Annotated in this window: 28 protein-coding genes; 12 read left to right on the plus strand and 16 right to left on the minus strand. The window is 65.4% G+C overall.

Annotated elements, in window-relative coordinates:
- Window positions 1-133 precede the first annotated feature (133 nt).
- The 10 genes from ACZ5EF_RS12645 to ACZ5EF_RS12690 all read left to right on the plus strand — a co-directional run bounded on the left by ACZ5EF_RS12645 (window position 134) and on the right by ACZ5EF_RS12690 (window position 4,583).
- Window positions 134-751: an HNH endonuclease signature motif containing protein gene (locus ACZ5EF_RS12645; protein WP_346064050.1), complete on the plus strand. Its 618-nt coding sequence runs from the start codon at window positions 134-136 to the stop codon at window positions 749-751.
- A complete protein-coding gene (locus tag ACZ5EF_RS12650) occupies window positions 732-977 on the plus strand; it encodes a hypothetical protein (RefSeq protein WP_346064049.1) in 246 nt (81 codons plus the stop codon). The genes ACZ5EF_RS12645 and ACZ5EF_RS12650 overlap by 20 nt, the downstream gene beginning before the upstream one ends.
- Window positions 974-1,390, plus strand: coding sequence for a dUTP diphosphatase (gene dut, locus ACZ5EF_RS12655; RefSeq protein ID WP_346064048.1), 417 nt, complete (start codon window positions 974-976; stop codon window positions 1,388-1,390). The genes ACZ5EF_RS12650 and dut overlap by 4 nt, the downstream gene beginning before the upstream one ends.
- 9 nt (window positions 1,391-1,399) lie before the next feature.
- A complete protein-coding gene (locus tag ACZ5EF_RS12660; RefSeq protein WP_464122113.1) occupies window positions 1,400-2,467 on the plus strand; it encodes a hypothetical protein in 1,068 nt (355 codons plus the stop codon).
- The gene (locus ACZ5EF_RS12665) at window positions 2,467-2,673 is read left to right on the plus strand and encodes a hypothetical protein (protein WP_346064035.1); all 207 of its coding nucleotides are present in this window, start codon (window positions 2,467-2,469) and stop codon (window positions 2,671-2,673) included. The genes ACZ5EF_RS12660 and ACZ5EF_RS12665 overlap by 1 nt, the downstream gene beginning before the upstream one ends.
- A 395-nt stretch (window positions 2,674-3,068) precedes the next feature.
- On the plus strand, window positions 3,069-3,419 hold the full coding sequence (locus tag ACZ5EF_RS12670) for a hypothetical protein (protein WP_346064037.1): 351 nt from the start codon (window positions 3,069-3,071) through the stop codon (window positions 3,417-3,419).
- Window positions 3,416-3,706, plus strand: coding sequence for a hypothetical protein (locus ACZ5EF_RS12675; protein WP_346064038.1), 291 nt, complete (start codon window positions 3,416-3,418; stop codon window positions 3,704-3,706). Before ACZ5EF_RS12670 ends, ACZ5EF_RS12675 begins: the two co-directional genes overlap by 4 nt.
- A complete protein-coding gene (locus ACZ5EF_RS12680) occupies window positions 3,703-4,185 on the plus strand; it encodes a hypothetical protein (protein WP_379729990.1) in 483 nt (160 codons plus the stop codon). The genes ACZ5EF_RS12675 and ACZ5EF_RS12680 overlap by 4 nt, the downstream gene beginning before the upstream one ends.
- Window positions 4,178-4,408 carry a hypothetical protein gene (locus ACZ5EF_RS12685; protein WP_346064044.1) on the plus strand — a complete coding sequence of 77 codons (231 nt, stop codon included), beginning with the start codon at window positions 4,178-4,180 and terminating at the stop codon, window positions 4,406-4,408. Before ACZ5EF_RS12680 ends, ACZ5EF_RS12685 begins: the two co-directional genes overlap by 8 nt.
- Window positions 4,398-4,583: a helix-turn-helix transcriptional regulator gene (locus ACZ5EF_RS12690; RefSeq protein ID WP_346064045.1), complete on the plus strand. Its 186-nt coding sequence runs from the start codon at window positions 4,398-4,400 to the stop codon at window positions 4,581-4,583. The genes ACZ5EF_RS12685 and ACZ5EF_RS12690 overlap by 11 nt, the downstream gene beginning before the upstream one ends.
- Here the strand turns inward: ACZ5EF_RS12690 and ACZ5EF_RS12695 are convergent.
- The gene (locus ACZ5EF_RS12695; RefSeq protein ID WP_346064046.1) at window positions 4,580-5,776 is read right to left on the minus strand and encodes a tyrosine-type recombinase/integrase; all 1,197 of its coding nucleotides are present in this window, start codon (window positions 5,774-5,776) and stop codon (window positions 4,580-4,582) included. The two genes, ACZ5EF_RS12690 and ACZ5EF_RS12695, sit on opposite strands and share 4 nt — an antisense overlap.
- 486 nt (window positions 5,777-6,262) lie before the next feature.
- On the opposite strand from ACZ5EF_RS12695, the gene ACZ5EF_RS12700 reads away from it, so the two are divergent.
- Window positions 6,263-6,973, plus strand: coding sequence for a 4'-phosphopantetheinyl transferase family protein (locus ACZ5EF_RS12700; protein ID WP_346063540.1), 711 nt, complete (start codon window positions 6,263-6,265; stop codon window positions 6,971-6,973).
- Window positions 6,974-7,001: 28 nt separating this feature from the next.
- On the opposite strand, the gene trpE is transcribed toward ACZ5EF_RS12700, so the two are convergent.
- Window positions 7,002-8,498 (minus strand): anthranilate synthase component I, encoded by a 1,497-nt coding sequence (gene trpE, locus ACZ5EF_RS12705; protein ID WP_346063547.1) that lies wholly within the window; start codon window positions 8,496-8,498, stop codon window positions 7,002-7,004.
- 225 nt (window positions 8,499-8,723) lie between these two features.
- Entirely contained in the window at window positions 8,724-9,389 is a 666-nt protein-coding gene (locus ACZ5EF_RS12710) for a phosphoglycolate phosphatase (RefSeq protein ID WP_346063539.1), read from the minus strand.
- A 283-nt stretch (window positions 9,390-9,672) separates the two neighbouring features.
- Here ACZ5EF_RS12710 and ACZ5EF_RS12715 point away from each other — a divergent pair, with 283 nt between their 5' ends.
- Complete coding sequence (locus ACZ5EF_RS12715; protein ID WP_346063538.1) at window positions 9,673-10,971, plus strand: NAD(P)/FAD-dependent oxidoreductase; 1,299 nt, start codon at window positions 9,673-9,675, stop codon at window positions 10,969-10,971.
- A 74-nt stretch (window positions 10,972-11,045) separates the two neighbouring features.
- Here ACZ5EF_RS12715 and ACZ5EF_RS12720 read toward each other — a convergent pair whose 3' ends face one another.
- From ACZ5EF_RS12720 to ACZ5EF_RS12780, 13 genes are all read right to left on the minus strand, one after another.
- Complete coding sequence (locus ACZ5EF_RS12720) at window positions 11,046-11,888, minus strand: mechanosensitive ion channel family protein (protein WP_346063537.1); 843 nt, start codon at window positions 11,886-11,888, stop codon at window positions 11,046-11,048.
- A 94-nt stretch (window positions 11,889-11,982) separates the two neighbouring features.
- On the minus strand, window positions 11,983-12,261 hold the full coding sequence (locus tag ACZ5EF_RS12725) for a GIY-YIG nuclease family protein (RefSeq protein ID WP_346063536.1): 279 nt from the start codon (window positions 12,259-12,261) through the stop codon (window positions 11,983-11,985).
- Window positions 12,262-12,264: 3 nt separating this feature from the next.
- Window positions 12,265-12,957, minus strand: coding sequence for a ribulose-phosphate 3-epimerase (rpe, locus tag ACZ5EF_RS12730; protein WP_346063535.1), 693 nt, complete (start codon window positions 12,955-12,957; stop codon window positions 12,265-12,267).
- Between the two features lie 148 nt (window positions 12,958-13,105).
- Entirely contained in the window at window positions 13,106-14,311 is a 1,206-nt protein-coding gene (locus ACZ5EF_RS12735) for an MFS transporter (protein ID WP_346063534.1), read from the minus strand.
- Window positions 14,311-15,426 carry a class II histone deacetylase gene (locus ACZ5EF_RS12740; protein WP_346063533.1) on the minus strand — a complete coding sequence of 372 codons (1,116 nt, stop codon included), beginning with the start codon at window positions 15,424-15,426 and terminating at the stop codon, window positions 14,311-14,313. Before ACZ5EF_RS12740 ends, ACZ5EF_RS12735 begins: the two co-directional genes overlap by 1 nt.
- A gap of 90 nt (window positions 15,427-15,516) precedes the next feature.
- Window positions 15,517-16,962, minus strand: a complete 1,446-nt coding sequence (locus ACZ5EF_RS12745; RefSeq protein WP_346063532.1) for a sodium:solute symporter family protein — start codon at window positions 16,960-16,962, stop codon at window positions 15,517-15,519.
- Between the two features lie 294 nt (window positions 16,963-17,256).
- A complete protein-coding gene (locus tag ACZ5EF_RS12750; RefSeq protein WP_346063531.1) occupies window positions 17,257-18,678 on the minus strand; it encodes an aminotransferase in 1,422 nt (473 codons plus the stop codon).
- Window positions 18,679-18,761: 83 nt separating this feature from the next.
- The gene (locus tag ACZ5EF_RS12755) at window positions 18,762-20,198 is read right to left on the minus strand and encodes an APC family permease (protein ID WP_346063530.1); all 1,437 of its coding nucleotides are present in this window, start codon (window positions 20,196-20,198) and stop codon (window positions 18,762-18,764) included.
- Window positions 20,199-20,286: 88 nt separating this feature from the next.
- Complete coding sequence (locus ACZ5EF_RS12760; protein WP_346063529.1) at window positions 20,287-21,774, minus strand: aldehyde dehydrogenase; 1,488 nt, start codon at window positions 21,772-21,774, stop codon at window positions 20,287-20,289.
- Between the two features lie 275 nt (window positions 21,775-22,049).
- On the minus strand, window positions 22,050-23,024 hold the full coding sequence (locus tag ACZ5EF_RS12765; RefSeq protein WP_346063528.1) for a LysR family transcriptional regulator: 975 nt from the start codon (window positions 23,022-23,024) through the stop codon (window positions 22,050-22,052).
- 272 nt (window positions 23,025-23,296) lie between these two features.
- Window positions 23,297-24,511 carry an acetylornithine deacetylase gene (gene argE, locus ACZ5EF_RS12770; RefSeq protein WP_346063527.1) on the minus strand — a complete coding sequence of 405 codons (1,215 nt, stop codon included), beginning with the start codon at window positions 24,509-24,511 and terminating at the stop codon, window positions 23,297-23,299.
- Window positions 24,508-25,182, minus strand: coding sequence for a DUF1028 domain-containing protein (locus ACZ5EF_RS12775; RefSeq protein WP_346063526.1), 675 nt, complete (start codon window positions 25,180-25,182; stop codon window positions 24,508-24,510). Before ACZ5EF_RS12775 ends, argE begins: the two co-directional genes overlap by 4 nt.
- Window positions 25,179-25,607 carry a RidA family protein gene (locus ACZ5EF_RS12780; RefSeq protein ID WP_346063525.1) on the minus strand — a complete coding sequence of 143 codons (429 nt, stop codon included), beginning with the start codon at window positions 25,605-25,607 and terminating at the stop codon, window positions 25,179-25,181. Before ACZ5EF_RS12780 ends, ACZ5EF_RS12775 begins: the two co-directional genes overlap by 4 nt.
- Window positions 25,608-25,670 lie beyond the last annotated feature (63 nt).

Here is a 25,670-nt window from a genome sequence, read left to right on the forward strand (position 1 = left end):
CCATGCGCATGATCGCCCACGTTGAGGACATAGACCGCGCTGTCGATGCCTGGCGGCGTGGGGAGATTACCTGTTTGCGCCTGGCACTGTTGGTCAACGAATGGAGCGGCCAGTCGCCGCTGAGGGAGGCCCCATGCGAAACCACGGCAAGCCCTGGTCGCCAGAGGACGACGCCGACCTAGAGCGACTGTATCCGCACAACGAAAACCGAGTGCTGGAGAGGATATTCGGAAGGCCAGGGCAGGCCATAACATCGAGAGCCCATAAATTGCAGTTGCGCAAAGCGCCGGATTACACGCCGCCGCGTCGCGGATGCTTCGAGAAAGGGCAAGCCCCGTGGAACAAGGGCAAGTCACATAGCCCGGCAGGCAGCGAGAAGGGGAGATTCAAGCCCGGACAAAAGCCGCCTACTTGGGTGCCAATCGGCACGGAGCGCGTCAACAAGGACGGCATCCTGGAGCGCAAAACCCAAGGCGCGGAACACCCCAAGGACAACTGGCGTAGCGTGCATTCCCTGATTTGGGAGGAGCATCACGGCCCGATTCCTGACGGCTATCTAGTGAGATTCAAGGACGGCAACCGTCAGAACATCACCATCGACAACCTGGAGCTGGTCAGCCGCGCCGAGAACATGGAGCGAAATAGTTATCACCGATACGGGCCTGAGATTGCCCAGCTATATCAGCTCAAGGGCGTACTGACTCGCAAGATGAACCAGAGGAGGCGGGAAATTGAAAACCAAGATCACTGACCTCAGAGAACATCTGTTTGCTCAGCTTGAGCGGCTGGGCGATGAATCGCTGGACGAAGACGGCATCAAGCGCGAGGTGGAGCGGGGTAAAGCCATCCAGGGCGTGGCCGGCGCGATCATCGACAGCGCACGAGTGGAGGTTGATTACCTCCGAAACACCGGGCAGAGCAAAGGCACTGATTTCTTGCCTCACGACGGCATCAAGCGAATACAGGGGGACTCATGATCCAGTTCAAGCGCCTGGCCGATGACGCCAGGCTGCCTGTCAGGGCGACTGAGGGTAGCGCCGGCTTTGACCTGTACTGCACCATCCGAGCCGACATTGCTCCCGGCCACCGCATGCTACTACCCACCGGCATCGCCGCCGCACTCCCACCTGGCACTTGCGGTCAGATATGGCCGCGCTCGGGTATCGCCGTGCATCACGGCATAGATCGATTGGCCGGCCTAATCGACGCCGATTTTCGCGGAGAAATCCAGGTCAGCCTGGTGAACCACGGCCACGAAACAGTATCAATCCGCCCCGGTGATCGCATCGCACAGCTAGTCGTCACGCCCTATCTCGCCGAGGCCGTGGAGGTCGAGGAACTGGATGAGACATGGCGAGCGGAAGGGGCGTTTGGATCAACGGGGGTATAGGAGATGGGTATGAGCCAAGACGCACTGACAAAACTGGCAATGGAACTGGCGGCATGGCCTTCCGACGGGCGGGAAAAGGTGACCCCGCAAGGCAGGGTTAACGAGAAAATGTGGCTCCAACGCCGCGCTGAGCTCATCAACAAGCCGTCGTGGGATGATGCGCCGGAGTGGGCCGAGTGGTTGGCGCAAGACGAAGACGGATCATGGTGGTTCTTCAATGGGCGACCAAAACTTGCCGCTGACTTTTGGTATCACGGAGATCACAAAGAAGATCCCCGGTTCGGGAAAAAGGCTCTCAATGGAGGGCTACCCGCCGGCCACGACTGGCGCCAAACGCTGGAGCGGCGGCCCACTGAATCAAAGGAGAGCGGCGTGATGTATGCGATCCACGGGCGGACGAAAGAGCACCGGCCATACAGGGATGCAGCCTTTCGACCGGAAGGGTACGAGCACGTCTGGGAGATCGTCCAGGCCGACGCCGACGGCTGGATTCCGTGGGAGGGTGGGGAGTGTCCTTTGCCTAGCGGCCAGTGGGTAGAAGTGAGGTATCGCATCGGGGCGTGTCGAAAAGGCTTTGCCGGTAATTGGTCGCCGGGATGGTGGAGCGCTCCTGGCGACATCGCTGGCCCCGATGACATCATCGCCTACCGCCCCATCCTCGACGAGTCCAGCGAGCCAGAGACGCCAGACGACAGTTGTGCATGTGGAGGCCGAGGCATGTGCCCCGAGTGCCTAGAGCCCGAGGCGGTGGAGTGGGATGGAGAGGGCCTGCCTCCGATAGGGGTGCCTATCGAATCGAAGCACAAGGGTGCTACGCCAGAATGGGCGAACCCTGACTTCCACGAGACAACCATCGTGGCTATGGGAAAGCAGATAGCTATCTTCACCCACCCCGGCAGCGACCTAGAGACGGTGGGTCGTATCGAGGACTACGATTTCCGCCCTATCCGCAGCGAGGAGGATCGTGCCGTCGAGGCGATGCTCGAAGAGTTGGCACCGTCGATGAAAACAGATGGAGTGCAGGTAGTGTGCCGCGCCCTCTATCGAGCTGGCTACCGGAAGCAGGAGGTGGAGTGATGGGCATCAAGAATATGAGCTACACGACATGCGAGCAGGTTCTCTGTTTGCGAGAAGCTGCCATCCGCATGGAAAAGCAGCGCGACCTGCTAGCCGAGGCTCTCCGCAAAATCGCCTCTTGCGAAAGCATGGTTGATGGCGATGTTGTGAGCGTGGCCCGCGCAGCCCTTGCCGCCGCAGATGGCGATGGAGGAGGCGATGGCTAGATTCGACCCCATCACCACGCCCTTGACAGGATGCGTTCTCACCGAGGCAAACCAACTAGCGGCCCTGAGCACATTGCCAGGGCCGTTTTCGTTGCCAGAGTTGGCCGCGGCCATCTGCCGGCAATTGCCGCTGCGCTATAGCACGCAGTCCGGGCGATTGGCCGAGGCTGCGCTACATCACTGGCACCATCGCGGGATTGTAGATCATGCGGGGTTGCGTGATGGGCTGCCGTTATATCGGAGGTTGAGATGAGCGATTACTACTGCCCGAGTTGCCGAGACAAGTGGAATCACTGCTACAACCTTGACGGCCGCTGTGTGACGTGCGGCGCCATTATCTTGGCGGTAGAGGAGTGGCGTCGGAACCGCCCGGAGCCGGCACAGGAGGACGAATCATGCCAATCAGCGACGACCTAGCGCAGCTACAGCCGCTGCTGTCACGCGGCTATGACTGCCGCCTATCGCCGGAGGTGGCGCGGGAGATTGCCGGCATCGTGTCCGATCATCATGGCAATCGAGAGGATCTGCTATCCGCACTCCGGCTAATCGATCAACTGCATCGCGCAGCCGGAGATGCGGATCACGCCATGACGACGCCCGAGCTGGCCATCCATGTCAGACAGATTCTCGCCTGGGCCGAGTTTGCCCAGCGCCTGATGGAGGCAATCGCCCGGGACGGGCTGGGCCCGGAGGCACGCAAGGCGCTGGAGAGTGCGCCGGTTGATGTGAGGGAGGTGAGTCAATGACCAAGCCTCAATCCGCTGAAACCCTGCGCCGATTGGGCGAACTATGGGGCGTTTCGCCCACCACCCTGGTGCGTCGCGCACAGCTACAGGGCCTGGACATTCCCGAGGATCTGGCCGGCCTGCAACCCGCCGAGTATTACGCCGACTACTGGTGCCACACCGACACAATCCGTGAGCTGTGCGAGGCGTCTGGCGTGAACATCGAGGACTACTACCTGGCCAAGCGGCGCAACCCTGGCATGAGCAAGGACGAGATCCTCGACCATCTGACACTGGAGGGCGTATGACTGACGATGCATATGAGCGGCTGGCTCAGCGGAATGCTGAGCTGGAAGCCGAAAAGACGGTTCTGGCAGAGGAGTTGGAGCACACCCAGGGCGAGCGAGATGGCGCGATCAAGCGGGCGCAGGTGGCGGAGGATGAGCGGGATGCGTTGGCGGCGCATGTGGAGAGGCTCCACTCATTCATTGAACACGCCCCCGCCGGCACAGGGGTATGTATGTGTGGATCTCCGATGGCAGAACACCCGCACGATAATCATTCACCATGTGATGAGTGGGACCATTACGGCGCCATCCTCTTGAGTGATTCGCCCACCACCTCCCTCGCCCGCCGGGATGCGCTGAAAAGGGCCGAGGCGCTGGAGTGGGCGGTCAGGCACATCAAGGATGGAATGGCGCGCGAATTCTTGGCGAGCAACCTGGCCGACATAGAGTGCGAGGCGGATATGTCGCGCCGGCGGGCCGAGGAGTCGCCCCATGGATAACGTGATCGCGTCGTTACTCGGCAAGGCTGCTAAAGCGAGCAGACCAGGAGGCGACTCTATCGACCACGGTTGGTCATTGCTTAAGGAGCTGCACGCCCGGGGGTTCGACGTAACCGTCCGGGCGGACAGCAGTTACCAGTTTTTCGTCCCATGGCACGCCAAAGACAAGTCATTGAACGAATACTGCAAGCTGAACATCGAGGAGGATCCCCATGGCTCATGATCGCCTACTCCCCCTGCCCGAGCTGGAGCGCAAGGTCGGGTTCAAGAAGACCGCCATCTACGCCATGATTGGCCGCGGCGAATTCCCCCAGGGCAAGCTACTTCACGGCAAGCGCCTCTGGCGCGAGACCGAGATCGATGCCTGGATCGAGGCCGAATGGAAAAAGGCCTCCTAGCCCTCCCCCTCCTTGGACTGCTTCAGCCGGTCCAGATAGTCCGCCCACCACTGCATCATGTCGCGCCGCACCTCCATGTATTGGGCATGGTTGTAGCTCGCTCGCGTCCGGCTGGCCGGCGCGTGAGCCAGCTGCCGCTCGATGGCGTCCGGTGGCCAGCCCTGCTCATTGAGCACGGTCGAGGCCGTTGCCCGGAAGCCATGCGGCGCGAATCCCCCTTCCTTGAAGCCCATCCGCACCAGCGCCTGGCTGATCGTCGTGTGATGAATCGGCTGCCGCGGGTGCTTCATGCCGGGCAGTATCAGCTCCCCTCCCCCCGTGTATTCCCTCAACTCCTTGAAACACGCCACCGCCTGCTTCGACAGCGGCACCAGGTGCGGGCGCCGCATCTTCATATCGCTCTCGGGGATCCGCCAGATGGCGCCCTCGAGGTCCACGTCCTTCCAGCGCCCCCGGCGTAGCTCGATGGTGCGCACCATGGTCAGCAACAGCAGTTGGATCGCCAGTTGGGTGGTTCGGTACCCGCCGAATACCTCGATCTGCCCCAGCAGGAAGCGCAGCTGCTTGTCGTTGAGCGCCACCGCATGCTTGACCTTGGGGCGAGAGACCGCGCCCTTGACGAAGGTTGCTGGGTCGGTATCCGCCATTAGGTTGATGATCCCATAGCGGAAGACAGCGCTGATCCACTGGCGAAGCAACTGCGCCACCGTGGGAGCGCCGCGCTCCTCGGCCTTCTTGATCAGCTCCAGCACATCCGCCGCCCCGACCTCACGGATCGGCTTGTCGCCGAAGGCGGGGTAGATATCGTTGTCGAGGCCTCGCCGCACCTGGCCGGCATAGTATTCCGTCCACTCGCCGGCGCGCTGCTGGTACCACTCTTCAGCGACGTGGCGGAAGGTCTGCGCCTGCTTGGCCTGGCGGGTCTGCTTGTCGCGCTGATCCTGGTCCCTGGGGTGGATGCCCTGCTCGATGAGCTTTCGCCCCCAGTCTCGCCGCTCCCGGGCTTCACCCAGCTTCACATGGGGGTAGTCGCCAATCGTGAACATATTGGCCTTGCCGTCGAGGCGGTACCGGAGACGCCAGGTTTTGCGGCCAGACGGGCGGACCTCGAGGCACAGGCCATGGCCATCGGCGATGCGGTAGAGCTTCTCGCGCGGCTTGGCATTCCGCGCCTTGGTGTCGGAGATTGGCATGGGCAGTGTGAGTAAGCGGTGGGTGTACTCACAATCTTACTCACACTTTCAGCGGATGCATATGGATTGCAGAGAACAACAGCGAACAGGAAAGGCCGTGGTTGCGGAGGCTTGGGAGGGGCTTGCGGAGGGATAAGGAAAGGTGCGGTCGCCGATATCAGTTATCGATCATCAGCACGGACATGGCTTTATGGTCCTGTTTCTATGCTTGTGTCCAGTTGGCGTGGGAAAGGCTACCCAGGGAGTGGCCCAGATCATCCTCGGTATCTTTTCGCCGGCCGTGCAGGAAGCCCAGACACAAAAATGCCGCCCTGCAGGCGGCATCGTCATTCAAGACACGAGGGAGCCGCCCCACCTTAGGAGCGCCACCACTGGCTCGAATGTGTGTGATCTGGAGTCTTCATGCCGGTATGGTGCGGCCGGCGCGGCGAGCTGTCAAGGCGCCCGGCGTTAGTGCCGGGCCCGGCTTCGTGGCAGAATTCGCCCATGATCGAGACTCCCCCCTGCTGTGGCCCCCTGGCGCGCCACTGGCCCTGGTCCTTTCCCCTGCCCGGCACCTGCCTGGTGGCCGCCCCCTTCGATGCCGAGCGCCTCGAAGCCGCCGCCTTCGCCACGGCCGGTATCGTCCTGCCTCCGCGCCTGGCGAGTGCCGCCGCCAAGCGCCAGGCGGAGTTTCTCGCCGGGCGCCTGTGTGCCCGCCAGGCGCTCTGGCAGTTGGATGGTCGCTGGCAGGCCCCCGATATGGGCGAGGATCGGGCGCCGCGCTGGCCCGAGGGCTGCGTCGGCGCCATTACCCATGGTCATGGCTGGGCGGCGGCCCTGGTGGGCCAGCGCTCGGCCTATCGAGGCCTGGGCCTGGACGCGGAACGACTGCTGAGCGACGAGGAGGCCGCTCGCCTGGCACGCCGGGTGCTGACCCCGGCGGAGCGGGAGCGGCTCCCCGCCGACGCGGCGGCCCTGGCGGTCACCCTGACCTTCTCCCTCAAGGAGAGCCTGTTCAAGGCGCTCTACCCGCTGGTGGGCCGGCGCTTCTATTTCCCCGACGCCGAGCTGCTGAGCTGGCGGGCCGACGGCCACGCCCGGCTGCGTCTGCTCAGCGACCTCTCCCCAGCCTGGCCCGCCGGCCGCGAGCTGGAGGGCGGCTTCTGCCGCTGGCAGGGCCGGCTGCTGAGCCTGGTGGCGATTCCCGCCAGCTGACCCCCAGCCTCGCCTCTGCCGGCAGGCGTTATTCCAGGTTGTCGAGGCCGCGCTCGGCCATGGCCACGGCGCGGAACAGGGCTCGGCCCTTGTTGAGGGTCTCCTGCCACTCCATCTCGGGCACCGAGTCGGCGACGATGCCGGCGCCGGCCTGCACATGCAGCTGGCCGTCCTTGATCACCGCGGTGCGGATGGCGATGGCGGTGTCCATGTTGCCGTGCCAGGAGAGGTAGCCCACCGCCCCGGAGTAGACGCCGCGCTTGACCGGCTCCAGCTCGTCGATGATCTCCATGGCGCGGATCTTCGGCGCCCCGGAGAGGGTGCCCGCCGGGAAGGTGGCGCGCAGTACGTCCATGGCGGTCAGCCCCGGCTTCAGCTGGCCGGTGACATTGGAGACGATATGCATCACGTGGGAGTAGCGCTCCACCACCATCTGGTCGGTGACCTTCACCGTGCCGGTGCGGCTGATGCGCCCCACGTCGTTGCGCCCCAGGTCGATCAACATCAGGTGCTCGGCGACCTCCTTGGGGTCGGCCAGCAGGTCCTTCTCCAGGGCCTGGTCCTCCGCCTCGCTCTTGCCGCGCACCCGGGTGCCGGCGATGGGCCGCACCGTGACCTCCCCCTCTTCCAGGCGGGTGAGGATCTCCGGGGAGGAGCCCACCACCTGGTGGTCGCCCAGGTCGAGGAAGAACATATAGGGCGAGGGGTTGAGGCTGCGCAGGGCGCGGTAGAGGTCCAGCGGCGGCGCCTGGTAGCCGATCGACATGCGCTGGGAGGGCACGCACTGCATGACGTCGCCGGCCAGCACGTACTCCTTGATGGTCTCCACCGCGGCCTTGAAGCCGCCCTCGGTGAAGCCGGAGGTGAAGTCGCCCTCCTCCACCGCCGGCGCCCCGGTGCCGGGGCTCTGGGTATTGACGGTGGCGCTGCGCAGCCGGATCTCGAGGCGCTCGAGGCGCTCCCGGGCCCGCTCGTAGGCGTCGGCTTCGGCGGGGTCGGCATGGGTCCACAGGGTCAGGCGGCCGGAGAGGTTGTCGAAGACCACCAGCTCCTCGCAGACCATCAGCAGGATATCCGGCACGCCGAGGGGATCGGCCTTGGCGGCGGCGGCCGCGCTGCGCAGCCGTGGTTCCACGTAGCGGATGGTGTCGTAGCCGAAGTAGCCCACCAGGCCGCCGTCGAAGCGCGGCTGGTCGTCCAGCCGCGGCACCCGGTAGCGGGACTGGAAGGCCTCGATCCAGGCCAGCGGGTCCTCCGCCTCGGCTTCCTCGATCACCTTGTCGCCATCCAGGTGGCGCACGGTGAAGCCGCGCACCTCGAGGCGCTCGCGGCACGGCAGGCCGATGATCGAGTAGCGGCCCCACTTCTCGCCGCCCTGCACGGATTCGAGCAGGAAGGTCCAGGGCGCCTGGGCCAGCTTGAGGTAGGTGGAAAGTGGCGTATCGAGGTCGGCCAGCACTTCCCGGGTCACGGGAATACGGTTGTAGCCGGCCTGGGCCAGCTCCTGAAAGCGGTCGGGAGTCATCATGCCCGTCAAGTCCTTTGGTGGTGTCTCGGAAAATGGCTAGCGGCGGCCGCCGGGGCGGCCCGAGGGCATCACCATCGCCAGCGCTTGACCTCGCGCATCAGGGTGGCGAGGCCCTGACGATTCGAAGGGAAATGACCGGGCATGGGAGTGGTGTCCGTGCGAGAAAGTTATAGCAACTTCTTATCAAATCGGCGTTTTTTATAGCGCCTTAGCGAAGGAACACTAAACGAGTTCCGCCAGCGATTCAACCATGCCGTCGGGGCCGCAGGCCGCCACCGGCTCGCCGTGATTGTAGCCATAGGGCACCGCCAGGGTACGGAAGCCGGCGGCCTTGCCGGCGGCGATATCGTGGCGGGAGTCGCCCACCATCAAACAGCGCGACGGCGGCACCTCGAAGTGGCCACTCATGGCCAGCAGCGGCGCCGGATGGGGCTTCTTCTCGGCCAGGGAGTCGCCGCCCAGGCAGCGGGCGAAGAACCCATCGATACCCAGCCCCTCGAGGATCGGCGCGATAAAGGCCGCCGGCTTGTTGGTAACGAGCGTCAGGGTCAGGCCGCGCCCGGCGAGCCCCTCCAGGGCCTCGCGCACCCCCGGGTAGAGGCGGGTGCGGGCATCCGGAGCCTGGCCATAATGGTAAAGGAAGCGAGCATGGGCCGACTCCAGGCGCTCGGCCTCGGGGGCCCGGCCCAGGGCCGATGTCAGGGCCCGCTCCACCAGCACCCGGGAACCATTGCCCACCCAGTCGCGTACCCGGGCCTCGCCGGCGGCGGGCAGGGCCATATCGGCGAGGGTGAGATCCACCGCCGCGGCCAGGTCGGGGACCGAGTCCACCAGGGTACCGTCCAGGTCGAAGCTGACCAGGGTGATGCCTTCCAGGCTGGGATGCATGGGCGCTCCTCGTGGTGTCAGACAGGGGTCGAATCGGCCATGCCGATTATGCATGTAATATTACGAAAAAATCTTCCACTTTTTGGCCGTCGGCCATAGGCAGACGAACGTCGTAACGTTATGCTAGGGCCAGCCGTTGCCGACTCCAGGGCATCTCCCTCCCTACTCGGCCGGACGCCTACGACACCCCCGCCGTGACGCCCGACCGCCGTATCGAGGCCTGTGTCCTGACCCCGGGCAACTTTTTCAAACCTCTCCCTTACACACTTTGTCAGGAGTCTCTATGACGCTACCACGCATCGTGGTGGTCGGCGGAGGCGCGGGCGGACTCGAGCTGGTCACCCGGCTCGGTCGCAAACTCGGCAAGCGCCAGCGCGCCGAGATCGTGCTCGTCGATCGCAACCCTACCCATATCTGGAAACCCCTGCTACATGAGGTGGCCACCGGCGCCCTCGATTCCGGCCTCGATGAGGTCTCCTACCAGGGCCATTCCAAGGGGAATGGCTACCAGTTCCAGCGCGGCACCCTGAGCGATATCGACCGCGAGGCGCGCCGCCTGACCCTGGCGCCGATCCTCGACGACGATGGCAGCGTGGTGCTGCCGGCCCGCCACCTGGACTACGACTACCTGGTGCTGGCACTGGGCAGCGTCTCCAACGACTTCGGGACTCCCGGGGTCGCCGAGCACTGCCACTTCCTCGACTGCCCGCAGCAGGCCGAGGCCTTCCGCCACGACATGCTCAACACCTTCCTGCGCTACAGCGCCCCGGAACGGCGTACCCACACCAAGCTGACGGTGGGCATCATCGGCGCCGGGGCCACCGGGGTGGAGCTGGCCGCGGAACTCTACGACGCCTCCAAGATGCTCAAGAGCTACGGCTTTACCTCCATCGAGGCGAGCCAGGTGCAGGTGCATCTGGTGGAGGCCGCCCCCGGCGTGTTGCCCGCCCTGCCCTCGCGGATCGGCAAGGCGGTGCACAAGGAACTGGAGAAGCTCGGCGTGCATATCCATGCCGATACCCGGGTCACCCAGGTCACCGAGATGGGCTTTATCACCGCCGAGGGCGAGAAGATCGAGACCGACCTCAGCGTCTGGGCCGCCGGCATCAAGGCGCCGCCCTTCCTCTCCGAGCTGGGGCTGTCCACCGAGCGCAACCACCAGGTCAAGGTGCATGCCACCCTGCAGAGCATCGACGACGAGCGCATCTTCGCCTTCGGCGACTGCGCCAGTTGCCCTCAACCGGATAACAAGCGGGTGCCGCCTCGGGCCCAGGCCGCCCACCAGCAGGCCGGCGTGCTCTATCGCAACCTGCGCGCGGCCCTGGCCGACAAGCCGCTCAAGGAGTTCACCTTCCGCGATCGTGGCTCGCTGATCTCCCTGGCCCACTTCGATGCGGTGGGCAGCCTGATGCGCGGCGCCTCGGCGCGCAGCCTGTTTATCGAGGGGCGCCTGGCCAAGCTCTTCTACGCCTCCCTCTACCGCATGCACCAGTTCGCCATTCATGGCGCCGTCAAGACCGGCATGACGGTGGTGGTGGATGGGCTGAACCGCTTCCTGCGACCGAAGATGAAGCTCCACTAGGCCGAGAACACCGGCACGAAAAAGGCCGCCGAGCCATAATGCTCGGCGGCCTTTTTCGTGGTCGGGCGCTGGCCTTAGTCCACCTTGGCGGGAATGCTCGCCTCGGCCGGCAGCGCCTCGGCGCCGTGATGGTAGAGGTGCACATCGCGCTGGGGGAAGGGAATGCTGATGCCCTCGGCGTCGAAGCGCCGCTTGATCTGCTCGGTCAGGTCCCAGTAGACGTCCCAGTAGTCCGCCGCCTTGACCCAGGGGCGCACGATCCAGTCGATGCTGGAGTCGGCCATGGCGCTCATGCGGATATTGGGGGCCGGCGTCGGCAGGATGCGCTCGTCGGCGCTCAACACCTCCTCCAGCACCCGGCGCACGGTGTCCGTGTCTGCTTCGTAGCCGACGCTGGCCACCAGGTCGACCCGGCGGGTGTCGTGGCTGGAGTAGTTGGTGATGGCGCCATTCATCATCTGGCCGTTGGGCACGATGATGCGACGGTTATCGGCGGTCTTCAGCTCGGTGGTGAAGATCTGCACGCTGTCCACCACCCCGGCCACGCCGCCGGCCTCCACATAGTCGCCGATCTTGTAGGGGCGGAAAATGATCACCATCACCCCGGCGGCGAAGTTGGCAAGCGACCCCTGCAGGGCCAGGCCCACCGCCAGGCCGGCGGCACCCAGTACGGCAATCAGCGAGGCGGTCTGGATACCCACCCGGCTGATCGCCGCCAGCACCACGAAGACCAGCAGCAGCGCATAGAGGATATTGCCCAGGAACTTGACCAGCAGCGGCTCCACCTTGGCCCGCTCCATGGCCTTGGTGGCCAGCTTGTACAACAGCTTGGCCGCCCAGCGCCCGATCAGGAAGATGGCGATGGCCGCCACCAGGTTCACACCGAAGCTCGCCCCGGAAGTCTGCAGATAGGTCATTACCCCATTCGCATCCATAAGTCGTCCCTTTTCCATTCCATTCAAGTAGAGGTGGTTTGCCCGGCAAACCCTTGCAGCATAGCAGGGCTGCTAACTATGACTCATCGGCGGTATCCCGCTGCCGCGCCAGCCAGGCGCGCTTCTGGGCCGGGGAGAGCCGCTTGATGGCGGCCTCCTCGCGCAGTGCCTCACCATGGCTTTCCATCGGCTGCTGATACCTGAGGACCAATGGCCCCTTGCCGCGCAGCGCCTTGGCGCCACGACCGCTGCGGTGCTGCTCCAGGCGGCGCGCCACATCGGTGGTGATGCCGGTATAGAGGGCACCGCCGGCGGTCTCCAGCAGGTAAAGGGTCCAGCGCCGCTCGGCCGTCATCCTTCAGGCCTTGGCCAGCTCGTCGCGGAAGGCCTGGATCACGCTGTCGTAGCGGTGAGGATCCTCGCCGCGACCGGCATTGAAGACCGCCGAGCCGGCCACGAAGGTGTCGGCGCCGGCCCGGGCGATCTCGGCGATATTCTCCACCTTGACCCCGCCATCGATCTCCAGACGAATATCCAAGCCCGAGGCATCGATGCGCCGACGCGCCTCGCGCAGCTTGTCCAGGGTGCCGGGCAGGAAGGACTGGCCGCCGAAGCCCGGGTTGACGCTCATCAGCAGGATCATGTCGACCTTGTCCATCACATGGTCCAGGTAGGCCAGCGGCGTGGCCGGGTTGAACACCAGGCCCGACTTGCAGCCGCCGTCGCGGATCAACTGCAGGGAACGGTCGATATGGTCGGAGGCCTCCGGGTGGAAGGTGATATAGCTGGCTCCGGCCTCGATAAAGTCGCCGATCAAGCGATCCACCGGCTTGACCATCAGGTGGGCATCGATGGGCGCGGTGACCCCGTGATTGCGCAGCGCCTTGCAGACCATGGGGCCGATGGTCAGGTTGGGCACATAGTGGTTGTCCATCACGTCGAAGTGGACGATATCGGCGCCGGCGGCCAGCACATTGTCCACTTCCTCGCCCAGGCGGGCGAAGTCGGCGGAGAGGATGGAGGGGGCAAGCTTGAAGTCGCGATGAGACATGGAGGTCGAAGACTCCTCGGGTCAGGGTAGCCAGGTCGGGCGTATTCTAGCAGCCCGACCGGCTTCCCTACAGGCATCATATTACCGACAGGCACTCGCCCGATGCGGAGTCGATGCCCATATCGCGGGCCGTTGCAGCGCCACTGCCTTATGCCTCACTAGCCTGTGGCGACGCATCTTCAGCGACCTTGCCCACCCGGTAGATGACATACAGGGCGGAGATAAGCGTCAGGCCAACGAAGAGGACCAGCCCCGCACCGAGACCGGCATAGCCGCCCCACTCCACCGAGTAGCCCGCCACCACCGGGGCGATGCCATTGGCTGCCATCACCGCGCCTCCCGCGGCCGCCACCACGCGGCCCTGCTTGTCGGCGACACTCGCCACCCCCATCAGGCAGCTATAGGTGAAGAAATGCAGCGTCGACCAGGCGATGACGAGGCCACCATAGAGCCATTGGCTATCCGTCTGGCTGACCGCCAGGGTGACCCCTCCGGAGGCGAGGATCCCGAACATCAACAACGCCGAGCGCCCGAATCGCTTGCCGGCCCAGATAAGCAACAATGGACCCAACAGCGAAGTGGCCCCATGCACCCCAAAGATCAGTCCCAGCCCGCCCGGCTCGAAACCGAGGCGATGCACCCCGATGCGCTCGGCATACATCCAGATCATGGTGTCGCGGATAAAATAGAAGAGCACCATCGCCAGCACCGCCAGCGACAAGGGGGTCAGCAGAAACAGGTAGGAGCGCTTGCCTGCCTGGGGAGTGCGTATAGAGGCCCCTTCGCCGACGAGGTCTCGCTGCTCCGGCGTCGCCATCAGCCAGGGGAGGCAGAGCAGGTGCAGGACGATCAACACCAGCATGACCCCATCGAGGGCAAAGCGGCTGGCGAACTGTGGCGTCAACACCAGGAGGGCGATAAACAGCACCGTGCCCAGCAGGACGACACGATCGAAGGTCTTCTCGGGATCCTCATAGCCGGCCACCACCGCATTGCCCACCGCCAGCACGACCCCATAGCCAATCCCCGAGAGCAGCAGGGGTAAAATCACCGAGGCGCTATCGTTCACCATCACCACCCCGATATTCCCCAGCACGGCCAGCGCCGTGCCCAAGAGCACCAAGGGCCGCCTGGGTAGCCGATGCACCACGGGAGCGACCGCGAAGGCCGCCAGACACATCGCCGTGAGGTTGTAGGTGACCAGCAGCCCCGCCGCGGACTCCGAGATGGCAAAGCTGGTGATATAGGCACTAAATAAATAGGGCAAGACGAGCAGTGGTGCCAATCCGACGCCATAGATCGCCGCGAAGGGCATCAGGATATTTTTCGATGTTAGTGTCTCGAATATTTTCATTATTGTTCACTCCCTTGCTCAGTCCAGGCATCACCGGCATGGGCTTCGGCCAGGGCGATCACCGCCTCCTGATGAGGCAGCACCTCATCGGTATAGGCGATGGTCGAGCCAAAGCTTTCGAAGGCGTTATCGATCCCCGATTCAATCCCCGATATTCCTTCGATCACCGCAAGCCCCATATAAGGGGTCGATGCCAGGTCATAGCCGCCTTCCTGGCACAGCACCAGGCGCCCGTTGCACAGTTGTTCGGCGGCGCGTCGGATTCCCTTGGCAAGATACTTGAAGCCACGGGGTGTCATGGCCATACGTGCCAGGGGGTCATAGCAGCCGGCATCCAAGCCCGAAGCGACGATGATAAAGTCGGGGTTAAAGCGCCTGAGCGCGGGCATCACGACCCGCTCGAAGACCTCCTGATAGACCCGGTTTCCGCCCCCCGGAGGCAGTGGCACATTGATATTCCTGCCGAAGCCCTTCCCTCCCCCGCGGTGATCGCCGGTCCCCGTATTTTCCTCGAGGAAGTAGTAGTCCTGATGGATGGAAATCGTCAGGACGTCGGCATCATTCCAGAAGATCTCCTGGGCACCATTGCCGTGGTGCACGTCCCAATCGACGATGGCGACCCGCTCACAGCCGAGTCGTTGAGCATGGCGTGCCGCCAGGGCGACATTGTTCAGCACGCAGAAGCCGGCACCACGGTGGCTCTCCGCATGATGCCCGGGTGGCCTGACGAAGGCGAAGGCATTATCGACCTCCTCCGCCATCACCCGCTCCACCGCCGTCATCGCCCCACCGGCCGCCAGCAAAGCGATGTCGAGCCCTCCGGCGGCGAAGACCGCTCCGGGTCCGGCGACCGCCGCCACCCCCTTATCCTGGGCCTTGAGGGCGTCCAGGTATTCGCCAGTATGCACACGAAGAATTTCGTCATCCGTGGCCCTGCGCGGTTTGATGCTAACCAATTGTTCGGCTAGCCCCGATTGCTGAAGCAAGTTATAGAAACGACGCTTTATCTCCGGTCGATCATAGTTGGCGCCGGGCTGCACCAGGAAGGGAGGAAAGGGTTGATTGAGGCTGTCATACCAGAAGTAGCTTTCATCGAATACCAGACCCGTGGCCATCAGTTCTCTCCTTGATTACCTTGTTGTTGTGCCAGGAAATACGGAATCTTCGGCGAGCCGCCCACCGAGCCCGGCGAGCGGCCGTCGATATCAACCCAAGGGGGACTCCGTCGCCACCTTCCCGGCCGGCGCACGGGTCAGGAGACTGACGGAAACGTAGGTCACCGCCGAGACGACGCAGCCCAGCAACGGCCCCTGAACCCAGCCCAAGTCGGTACCCAGCAGCACGAAGGCACTGGTGGCGAAGCCGGTGGCGATGGAGGCCAAGGCGCCGGCGCTATTGCCCTGCCAGAAGGTGGAGCACAGCGACACCCCGAACAGCGAAGCCATCAGGGTGCCGTTGCCCAGCACGCCCAGCCACAGCACCATCACCGGGGGCAGGTAGGCCATGGCGAAGAAGGCCATCACCCCCACTGCGATCACCATCAGGCGGTTGAAGCCCATGCGGCTGAAGAAGCCACTCTTGACCCCCAAGGCGTGGCGAATGTCATAGGAGATCGCCGTGGAGATGGTGTGCATCAATGAGTTGGCGGTGGACTTCATGGCGAAGAGGATAAATAGCGTGATCACGCTGGCCATGACCGGTCCGAAGGCGTCCTGGATAAAGGTCGGCATCGCCAGGTCGGGGGTACCGAGCTCCGGGAAATAGGCTCGCGCATAGAGGCCAGCCAGGGGGGTAAAGTTGAGCAGCAGGCCGAAGATCGCCACCCAGATCCCTACCCTGGCCATGCTGACATCCTTCTTGATGGCCAGGAAGCGCACCGACATATAGGGCAGCACCGCGGCCCACATGAAGGCATAGGGCAATACCAGGAAGGAGGACAGGGTGCTATCACCGTAGGGGGCTCCCGTCGAGGGGTTGGCGAGCTCGGAATCGATGCTGTTCAGACTCGCGATCAGATCGCCGACCCCCACCTGGACGAAGACCACATAGGCGATCGCGCAGGAAGCCCCCACCATGCCGATGATCATCACCGTATCGGTCCAGGCCACGGCCCGCAGGCCGCCGAAGATGGTGTAGCCGATCACCAGCAGGGTCACGAAGAGCGCCGCCGTATGGGACGAGACCCCGAGCCAGCCCGACATCAAGAGGCCGATGGCGCGGATCTGGGAGACCAGGAAGACGCTCAGCAGCAGCACGATGATGATGGCGGAAATCGCCCGCAGCCAGCGTCCTGCCGCCCCGTCCGAGTGGCTATTGGCGATGTACTCGGAGATGGTGCGGCTCCCCATGCGCTGTGCCTTGCGGCGCAGGAAGCCGGCGAAGAACACCGTGGCGACCAGGAAGGCCGGGGTATAGAAGACGTTGGAGTAGAGCTCGAAGGAGCCGTATTGATAGGCGACGCCGGGCGCCCCCATAAAGACGAAGCCACTATAGCCGGTGGCGATGATGGTGGCGGCGGCCACGAAGGGGCCCAGGGAGTTATTGGCCACCAGGAAGCCCGATTCGTCCTTGTCTCCCGAGGCCCGCATGGAGAGCCAGGATAGGAAGAACATGGCCGAGGCGGATACCAGGAGTAGCGTCCAATTAAGCATGGGGCTTGCCTCCCTTCCGGTTCGCTGACCGACGTGTATCCAGCACCAGGGCGAGAACGGCGATGGCCAGCGTCACGCCGGAAGCCACGAAGAAGCCGATAAGAGTCCAGGATTCCATAGATCCCCCGATAGGTTGTTAGCGGAACGTCTCGTTCGGGAATTCGAGACAAGGCGGCCCCAGGGCCGGTGCATAGCGCACCGGCCCGTCGTCGCTGGTCGCTCGACGAGAATCGTTAAACGGGTATTAGCACAGCGGCTCTTGCCACCCGCCTCGAGCGTGGCGGGTGGCCGACATCAGCGGGCCAGGTAGCCCTCGGCGCGCAGGCCTGCGGTGACCTCAAGGATGCTCTCCCTGAGGGTCTCGGCGACGAAGTCGACGTCCTCGCGGGTGAGGATCAGGGTCGGCGAGAGGATGTTCATATGCGCCAGGGGGCGCACGATCAGGCCGCGCTTCTGGCAGGCGTCGGCGATGCGATTGCCCACCTTGGCCGCCGGGTCGATCAGTTCCTTGGTCGCCTTGTTGGCGACGTTCTCCAGGCAGATCATAAATTTGCGGCCACGCACGTCGCCCACTAGGTCGAGCTCGCCGAGCTCGCGGATGCGCGCTTCGAAGTAGGCGCCGACCTCCTTCACATGCTCGCAGATGCCCTCGCGCTCGATGATCTCGATATTCTTCAGCGCCGCGGCGCAGCTCACCGGATGGCCGGAGTAGGTGAAGCCGTGGGTAAAGATGGCGCCCTCGGCCTGGGGCTTGCTGATCACCTCATAGATGCGATCGGAGAAGATCGTCGCGCCCAGCGGCAGGTAGCCGGAGGTGAGGCCCTTGGCGCAGGTGATGATATCGGGAACGATCTCGAACTCGTCCTCGGAGGCGAACATATGCCCGAGGCGGCCGAAGGCGGTCACCACCTCGTCGGAGACATAGAGGACGTCGTACTTGCGGCACACCTCGAGGGTCGCCTTGTGGTAGCCCTTGGGCGGCACGATCACCCCGCCGGCGCCCATGATCGGCTCGGCGAAGAAGGCGGCCACGTTATCCGGGCCGATCTCGAGGATCTTGTCCTCCAGCTCCTGGACCTTCTGGCGGCAGAATTCCTCCTCGCTGAGCCCCGGGTCGCGACGATAAGGGTTGGGGCAGGAGATGTGGTGCACCAGCTGCTCGTCGATATCGAAGCCAATATGGTCGACCTTGACCCCGGTGATCGACATGGCCATGTAGGTGCTGCCGTGGTAGCCGTCGATACGCGAGATGATCTGCTTCTTGGTGGGCTTGCCCAGCTGATTGAAGTAGAAGTGGATCAGGCGCACCGCGGTGTCGTTGGCCACCGAACCGCCACAGCCGTAGAGGACGTGGTTGAGGTCCCCCGGGGCCAGCTCGGCCAGCTTGGCGGCGAGCTTGGCCGCCGGCGGCGTGGTGTGATGGCCGAAGGTGGAGAAGTAGGGAATGGCGCAGATCTGCTCCGCCACCGCCTCGGCGATCTCCTTGCGGCCATAGCCGATATTGACGCACCACAGGCCGCCGATGCCGTCCAGGTAGCGATTGCCGTCGGCGTCCTGGATGGAGACCCCATCGGCGCCGGTGAAGACCATGGAACCGGTCTCCTTGAAGGTGGAGAAGTCGGTCCAGGGGTGCATGAAGTGATCGCGATCGGCTTCCCAGACTCGCTGCTTCTCGGCGGCGTCGACGGCGGTCAGGTTGGGGTTGAGGCTATTCATGGGTCACTCCTGTTCGTTCGGGGTCATGCGGTGGTTCGTGGAGACTAGGCGTCGGGTCGGTGACCCGACGCCAGCTCTCGTGATCAGTCGTTGCGCTTGTCGCCGGCGCTACCGGCCATCAGCTTATCCAGGGGCTCGGGGCGGAACAGCGGCTTCTTCATGACGCCCTTGATCCAGACGATGGCCACCAGGCTGACGATGCCCAGCACCACCCCGGCGCTGGTGAAGATCCAGGCGGTCAGCTCGGGGGCCGGCGAGGCGTAGACGATGGCGTAGACCATGCCGGCGATCCCGATCAGCTGGGGCAGCGGATAGAAAGGCGTGCGGAAGGGGCGCTTGGCGTCGGGGTAGCGGCGACGCAGGGCGATCACGTTGACGTGGGCGATGATATAGGCGAGCAGCCAGGCGATGGCGGCGGCCACCAGCAGCAGCCCCACGGTGCCCGCATCGTCGCCCCAGATCAGCAGCGGCAGCCCAGTCACGCCGGCGATGAACAGCACCGCCACCCAGGGCACCCGGCTGGTCGGCGTCAGCCGGCCGAGGATCGGGAAGACCTGCCCCTGCTCGGCCATGCCCTGCAGCATCCGCGGCACCGAGGCCAGGGAAGTATTGAGGGTGCTGCAGGTGGCGGTGACCGCCGCCACGGCGAGCAGGAAGGTGCCGGAGCCGCCGAAGGCCGCGGTGGCATACTCCAGGTGAGGGAGCTCGGCGTTGAGCAGGGTCTCACGGGGGATATAGAAGAGCGCGCCCAGGCAGTAGAGCAGGAAGACGCCGAAGATCATGGTCAGGCCGATAAACATGGCGCGGGGAATATTGCGCTCGGGGTTGCGGCTCTCCCCCACCAGCGGGCAGACGAACTCCACCCCCACATAGCCCCAGATGGCCAGGGCGATCAGGGTCAGGGCGCCGTCGCCCAGGTTGAAGTCGCCGAAGACCTGCCCGGCGGGAATCACGTGGGGCGCGAAGCCGCCGCTCAGGGCGCTGACGCCGAGCAGGGTCAGGGCCACCACCATCACGAAGGCCAGCACATTCTGCAGCTTGGCGAAGACGTCGATACCCATCAGGTTGAGCACCGTGAAGAGGCCGAGCAGCCCGAAGGCGATCCACAGGCCGCCGCCCAGGCTGGGATAGAGCACCCCCAGCAGGTAGTCGACCAGCAACAGCTCCGCGGAGAGGGCGAACATGGCCACCACCACATAGCCGGAGAAGACGGCGAGGATGGCCGGAAAGTGGCCGAGGGCCACCTCGGTGTAGGTACTCAGGCTGCCGGCCCGGGGAATCATCAGCGCCAGTTCCGAGAAGGAGGCGGCGTAACAGAGCGCCAGTACCCAGGCGATGGCCAGGGGCACGATATAGGCCGCCCCGGCGATGCCCACGCCCTGGAGCATGATCACCATGACGCCCTGGGACACCACCAGGCCCACCGCCACGGCGAGCAGCGCCTTCATGCCCAGGGCGGCGCGGGGCCGGGTGGTGGCCGCGCCGGGCGCGGCGGCAAGGGTTGTCTGTGTCTCTTGCATCGGAATTACCCTCATTATTTGTAGTCGTTGTAATCGTTGGGGTGCGCCGCCGGGGTTAACGGCGCCCCCTTGCCTCGTGGGCGGTCCGCTAGAGGCGGATCCAGGTGGTCTTCAACTGGGTAAACTTATCCAGCGCATGCAGGGAGAGATCGCGGCCGAAGCCGGACTGCTTGTAGCCGCCGAAGGGCGTGCTGAAGTCGATGGCATCCACGGTATTGACCGAGACGGTGCCGGCGCGCAGGCGCCGCGAGACCCGGTGGGCCCGGGACAGGTTCTCGGTCCACACCGAGGCGGCCAGGCCGTAGATGGAGTCGTTGGCGATGGCCACCGCCTCGTCCTCGTCGGCGAACTCGATCAGCGCCGCCACCGGGCCGAAGATCTCCTCCCGGGCGATGGTCATCTGCGGCGTCGCGCCCTCGAAGAGGGTCGGTGAGACGAAGGCGCCCTCGGCATCCGCCGCCGGCGCCTCGCCCAGGGCGAGGCGCGCACCCTCCTCCACCCCCAGGCGGATAAAGCCGCGTACCCGCTGGGCGTGGTCGTTGTCGATCAGCGAGCCGACGTTGGTCTCCGGATCGAGGGGGTCGCCCACCTTGAGCCTGGCGGCCGCCGCGACGAAGTGGGCCACGAAGGCCTCCTTGATCTCGCGCTGCACCAGGATCCGCGAGTTGGCGGAGCACACCTCGCCCTGGTTGAAGTAAATGCCCTGCACCGCGGCGGCGGCGGCGGCCTCCACATCGCAGTCGGCGAAGATCAGGTTGGGGCTCTTGCCGCCGCACTCCAGCCACACCTGCTTCATGTTCGAGCGGGCGGCATAGTCGAGGAAGCGCTTGCCGGTGGCGGTGGAGCCGGTGAAGGTCAGGCAGTCCACGTCCGGGTGCAGGCCCAGCGCCTGGCCGGTGATATGGCCATGGCCGGGCAGCACGTTGAAGACGCCATCGGGAAGCCCCGCCTGCTTGGCCAGCTCCGCCAGGCGCAGCCCGGTCAGCGGCGACTGCTCCGCCGGCTTGAGGATCACGCTGTTGCCGGCGGCCAGGGCCGGGGCCAGCTTCCAGGCGGTGATATCGAGGGGGAAGTTCCAGGGAATCACCGCCGCCACCACGCCGAGCGCTTCGCGGGTGATGGTGGCCAGGTTGTCGCCGTCGGTGGGCGCCACCTCGCCATACAGCTTGTCGATGGCCTCGGCATACCAGGCGAAGCAGCCGGCGGCACCGGGGATATCGATGCCATGGGCATCGCTGATCGGCTTGCCGGTGTCCAGGGTCTCGAGCAGCGCCAGCTCGTCCTGGTGCTCCATCATCAGCGCCGCCAGGTGCTGCAACACCGCCTTGCGATGGGCCGGGGCGGCCCGGGACCAGGTGCCCGCCTCGAAGCTCGCCCGGGCCGCGGCCACCGCCGCCTCGACCTCCGCCTCGCCACAGGCGGCGACCTCGCTGATCGCCTCCCCGGTGGCCGGGTTCCAGGTGGTCAGGGTGGCGCCATCCGCCGCGTCCCGGCGCTGGCCGTCGATAAAGGCGCCGCCGGGCAGGCTCAGCCGAGTGCGTAGGTCACGCCAGTAGGAAAGATCGTGTGCCGCCATCGGAATCACTCCAGTTGTCGGGGGTTGTACTTGGGGGCCTCGGAAGGCGCGAATCACGACTGGTGCGTTCACGATAGCCTCGGGCATTGCTTTACTAAAATATTATTATGCTAAGCGCTGACTCAGTTTTTCTTATGCAGCGATGGCACCCAGTGGCCGCCGATACCGTCCACTGGCGAGAGACTCAAAGGGAGGGAGACAAGACACCGGAGCCGGCGATGCTTTTAGTCTAGCCGCGACTCGATGGGGATCAGGATCGGCAAGGCACCAGGGCCTTATTCGCTCTCACTCGAGCCGATCAGTCGCTCGGGGACCTGGGCAAAGGAGTGCGCGAGCCGCTCCAGGGTCGGCGACAGGGAGTCGGCGTCGCAGGCCAGCCGATGCATGGCCTCGGCGGCGGGACTCAGGCGCAGCCCGCGCAGGCAGGCGATGCCCATGGAGAGCGGTGGCGCCTCGTCGCTCAGGGTCAGCGCCTTGAGGCGCCCGCCATCGAAGGCGTCCAGGGTGGTCAGGGGCGTATTGAACAGCGCGAAGCCGAAGCCCTTGGCCACCAGGCCGCGGATCATGTCCATCGACTTGGCGCGGTGGGCCACCGTCGGCGAGAGCCCTAGGTGGGAGAAGATCGACAGGAAGTAGTCGCGACTCAGCGGCCAGTCGAGGATCACCATGGGGTACTCCACCAGCTCGGCGAGGCGCACGCTCTCGCGGTCGGCCAGGGGGTGATCGACGCTGACCACCGCATAGGGAGGGAAGCGGTAGAGGGGCGTGAAGTCGATGCTCTCCGGGACCTGGAGGTCGTAGGTAAAGGCCAGCTCGTAGTCCCCCTTGCCCAGGCCGGCGACGATATCCACCTGATTCATCTCGTCGCACTGCAGGCTCACCGCCGGATAGCGGTCGGCGTAGCGGCGCAGCAGCTGAGGCAGGAAGACCGGCGCGAAGGTGGGAAAGGCCACCAGGCGCAGCTCGCCGCCGATCTCCTCGCCCAGGGAGACGGCGAAGCGCTCCAGCCCCTCGGCGTCGCGCAAGAGCTGCTTGGCGCGCACCAGCAGTTGCTTGCCGGAGGGGGTCAGGGAGAGCCCCTGGGCATGGTGGCGCAGGAAGAGCTGCAGCCCGGTGGTCTCTTCGATCTGCTGGATGGCCGCGGAGATGGAGGGCTGGGAGACATGCAGCCGCTTGGCCGCCTGGGTGACGCTGGAGAGGTCGCCGGCGACGACGAAGTAGCGCAGCTGCTTGAGGGTAAAGTGACGCATCGACGGGGTTCCGGGCTCGGGGACTCGAGGCGGCGACGCCGCCTACCCCGAGCATACCAAGGCTGGCCCAGGAGCGTTAGCGGCACTCCCAATCCTTTGGCCGTCGCCATCACTGCACGGTCCTGGGAGCTCGGGGCTACCCTGGGGACAGACCTCGCAAAGACGCTGTGAACCCGTCCCTGGGCGCTCGACTTTTTCGTCCCTGAAAAAGACGCTTTGCTCAGCTCTGCCCCCAGCGCCCCTCACTCTGCGGAGACGTTCCCTAGCCTTGTCTAAACAGAGTCCAGGGAGGCGCAGGCGCGATCCAGGCGGGCCACCGCCTCGGGGTCGGCCAGGGCCTCGGTAAGCCGCGCCAGGAAGGCCTCGCAGCGCCCCAGCTGCTCGCGGGTCACGTACTCATCGGGCTGGTGGCCCTGGGCCATGCTGCCGGGGCCGCAGACCAGGGTGGGAATCCCCAGCTCGCGCTGGAAGAGTCCCGCCTCGGTGCCGAAACCGATGCGTTCGCGACCCGGCTCGGCCAGCAGCGACAGGATCAGCGCCACCAGCTCGCCCTCCTCCGCCATGGCCAGGCCCGGGTAGTCGCCGAGCCAGCTCAGGGTGACGCCCGCCTCGGGATGGCACGCCTTGAGCTCGGCATCCAGGCGATCGATCTCCGCCATCAGCGGCGCCAGCAACGCCTGCGGATCCTCGTCCGGGACGTTGCGCACCTCGAAGTCGAGGCGGCACCGGGCCGGGACGATATTCAGCGCCGTGCCGCCCGCCATGGTGCCCAGCTGTAAAGTGGTATAGGGGATGGCGAAGCGGGTATCGAAGGGCCCCTGCTCGGCCTTGGCGGCGGCGGTGCCGGCGAACCACTGGATCAACGGCGCCGCCGCCTGGATGGCATTGATGCCCTCCGGCGCCATGCCGGAGTGGCAGGCCCTGCCCGTCACCTCGATGCGACCGGCCAGCTTGCCCTTGTGGGCGGTGGCCAGGCGCATGGAGGTGGGCTCGCCCACCACGCAGGCGGCGGGGCGTACCCGGAAGCGGCGCATCGCCTCGAGCAGGCTGCGCACCCCCAGGCAGCCCACCTCCTCGTCATGGGAGAAGGCCAGGTGGATGGGCGCGGCGAGCTCGGCCCGGGCCATGGCCGGCACGGCCGCCAGCACCGCCGCCAGGAAGCCCTTCATGTCCGCGGTGCCACGGCCGTAGAGGCGCTGCCCCTTGGCGGTCAGGCGGTAGGGGTCGCTACCCCAGGCCTGGCCGGTCACCGGCACGGTATCGGTATGCCCGGAGAGCATTACCCCGGGGCGGTCCCTGGGGCCGATGGTGGCGTAGAGGTTGGCCTTCTCGCCGCAGGCCGAGGGAACCAGGGTCGCCTCGATGCCCTGCTCGGCGAGGAGATCCCGCACGAAGTGGATCAGCGCCAGGTTGCTGCGATCGCTGGTGGTATCGAAGGCGATCAGCCGCTCCAGCAGATCGACACAGGCCGTCGAGGCATCGCTCATCGGTCGTCTCCCGGCACCCCGTAGCCGGGCGCCCGGTTGGGATCGACGGCACGACAGAGATAGGCGGCCCGCTCGGGGAGGTAGGCCTGCCACACCCTACGCAGCTCCTGGATCGGAGCGATATGCCAGTCCACCCGCAGGTCCACCGCCGGCCAGCTGGCCTGTTCAAAGACCTTGAGGCCCGCCGAGTGCACCGGCCCCATTTCGCCGCCGGCGGCCTGGGCCGCCTCCAGCGCCGCCAGCAGCCGCTCGGCGAGCTCCCCCGGGTGGCCCTCGAAGGTCTCTACCAGGGCATCGATCACCGCACTGTCGGCGAGCATATTGCCACCGGCCACGCAGTCGCGGCCGCGCCGAGTGGCATGGATCCCCAGGGTCTCGGCGCCGCTATGCACGGCGCTGCGCCCCTCGGCGTCCAGCACCTGCAGCTGGCGCCACTCGGGGAAGCGTTCCTCCTCGACGAGACGCGCCAGCACCGTCTCGGCGGGAAGGCCCTGGGCCAGCAGCTCGGTGCCACGCTGGCCCAGCACCGGGTTGGTGACGTTCTGGGTCAAGACCACCCCACGCCCCGGGGCGATAAAGGGGCAGCGGCTGGCCACGCAGATGCTCGACGAACTGATGGCGGTGCCGAACTGGCCGGTCTCGCGGCAGAAGCCGGCGATGGAAAAGGTCATTGGGCGCCCTCCTCGTCGTCGGGAATCACGGCGATCACATCGATCTCCATCAGCCACTCCGGCTGGGCCAGCCCCGCCACCACCAGGCCGGTGGAGATGGGATAGACCCCCTTGAGCCACTGCCCCACCTCCCGGTAGACCGGCTCGCGGAAACGCGGGTCGGTGATATAGGTGGTGGTCTTGACGATATGGCCGAGGTCGCTGCCGGCCTCCTCGAGTAGCTGCTTGACGTTCTTCATGGCCTGGTTGGCCTGGGCGGCGGGGTCGCCCAGGCCGACCAGGCGGCCCTCGAAGTCGGTGCCCACCTGGCCGCGCACATAGACGGTGTTGCCGGCCCGCACCGCCTGGCAGAGGTCGTTGTCCAGGCTCTGGTTGGGGTAGGTGGCCTTGGTATTGAACATGCGAATTCGGGTATGCGTCGGCATCGACGGCTCCTTGCTGCTGCTGAGGCGATAACGGCGAGAGGCGGCGCGCCTCCCGCCACGGGC

Source organism: Bisbaumannia salifodinae (assembly GCF_055388505.1).

Coding starts and splice junctions, on each gene's coding strand:
- ACZ5EF_RS12715 (WP_346063538.1), top strand. CDS start 9,673: ATGACGCTACCACGCATCGTGGTGGTCGGCGGAGGCGCGGGCGGACTC.
- ACZ5EF_RS12775 (WP_346063526.1), bottom strand. CDS start 25,182: ATGACCTTTTCCATCGCCGGCTTCTGCCGCGAGACCGGCCAGTTCGGC.
- ACZ5EF_RS12645 (WP_346064050.1), top strand. CDS start 134: ATGCGAAACCACGGCAAGCCCTGGTCGCCAGAGGACGACGCCGACCTA.
- ACZ5EF_RS12695 (WP_346064046.1), bottom strand. CDS start 5,776: ATGCCAATCTCCGACACCAAGGCGCGGAATGCCAAGCCGCGCGAGAAG.
- ACZ5EF_RS12685 (WP_346064044.1), top strand. CDS start 4,178: ATGGATAACGTGATCGCGTCGTTACTCGGCAAGGCTGCTAAAGCGAGC.
- rpe (WP_346063535.1), bottom strand. CDS start 12,957: ATGTCTCATCGCGACTTCAAGCTTGCCCCCTCCATCCTCTCCGCCGAC.
- ACZ5EF_RS12755 (WP_346063530.1), bottom strand. CDS start 20,198: ATGCAAGAGACACAGACAACCCTTGCCGCCGCGCCCGGCGCGGCCACC.
- ACZ5EF_RS12780 (WP_346063525.1), bottom strand. CDS start 25,607: ATGCCGACGCATACCCGAATTCGCATGTTCAATACCAAGGCCACCTAC.
- ACZ5EF_RS12735 (WP_346063534.1), bottom strand. CDS start 14,311: ATGAAAATATTCGAGACACTAACATCGAAAAATATCCTGATGCCCTTC.
- ACZ5EF_RS12690 (WP_346064045.1), top strand. CDS start 4,398: ATGGCTCATGATCGCCTACTCCCCCTGCCCGAGCTGGAGCGCAAGGTC.
- ACZ5EF_RS12725 (WP_346063536.1), bottom strand. CDS start 12,261: ATGACGGCCGAGCGGCGCTGGACCCTTTACCTGCTGGAGACCGCCGGC.
- ACZ5EF_RS12740 (WP_346063533.1), bottom strand. CDS start 15,426: ATGGCCACGGGTCTGGTATTCGATGAAAGCTACTTCTGGTATGACAGC.
- ACZ5EF_RS12765 (WP_346063528.1), bottom strand. CDS start 23,024: ATGCGTCACTTTACCCTCAAGCAGCTGCGCTACTTCGTCGTCGCCGGC.
- ACZ5EF_RS12700 (WP_346063540.1), top strand. CDS start 6,263: ATGATCGAGACTCCCCCCTGCTGTGGCCCCCTGGCGCGCCACTGGCCC.
- ACZ5EF_RS12710 (WP_346063539.1), bottom strand. CDS start 9,389: ATGCATCCCAGCCTGGAAGGCATCACCCTGGTCAGCTTCGACCTGGAC.
- trpE (WP_346063547.1), bottom strand. CDS start 8,498: ATGACTCCCGACCGCTTTCAGGAGCTGGCCCAGGCCGGCTACAACCGT.
- ACZ5EF_RS12680 (WP_379729990.1), top strand. CDS start 3,703: ATGACTGACGATGCATATGAGCGGCTGGCTCAGCGGAATGCTGAGCTG.
- ACZ5EF_RS12660 (WP_464122113.1), top strand. CDS start 1,400: ATGAGCCAAGACGCACTGACAAAACTGGCAATGGAACTGGCGGCATGG.
- ACZ5EF_RS12750 (WP_346063531.1), bottom strand. CDS start 18,678: ATGAATAGCCTCAACCCCAACCTGACCGCCGTCGACGCCGCCGAGAAG.
- dut (WP_346064048.1), top strand. CDS start 974: ATGATCCAGTTCAAGCGCCTGGCCGATGACGCCAGGCTGCCTGTCAGG.
- ACZ5EF_RS12720 (WP_346063537.1), bottom strand. CDS start 11,888: ATGACCTATCTGCAGACTTCCGGGGCGAGCTTCGGTGTGAACCTGGTG.
- ACZ5EF_RS12670 (WP_346064037.1), top strand. CDS start 3,069: ATGCCAATCAGCGACGACCTAGCGCAGCTACAGCCGCTGCTGTCACGC.
- ACZ5EF_RS12745 (WP_346063532.1), bottom strand. CDS start 16,962: ATGCTTAATTGGACGCTACTCCTGGTATCCGCCTCGGCCATGTTCTTC.
- ACZ5EF_RS12675 (WP_346064038.1), top strand. CDS start 3,416: ATGACCAAGCCTCAATCCGCTGAAACCCTGCGCCGATTGGGCGAACTA.
- argE (WP_346063527.1), bottom strand. CDS start 24,511: ATGAGCGATGCCTCGACGGCCTGTGTCGATCTGCTGGAGCGGCTGATC.
- ACZ5EF_RS12665 (WP_346064035.1), top strand. CDS start 2,467: ATGGGCATCAAGAATATGAGCTACACGACATGCGAGCAGGTTCTCTGT.
- ACZ5EF_RS12760 (WP_346063529.1), bottom strand. CDS start 21,774: ATGGCGGCACACGATCTTTCCTACTGGCGTGACCTACGCACTCGGCTG.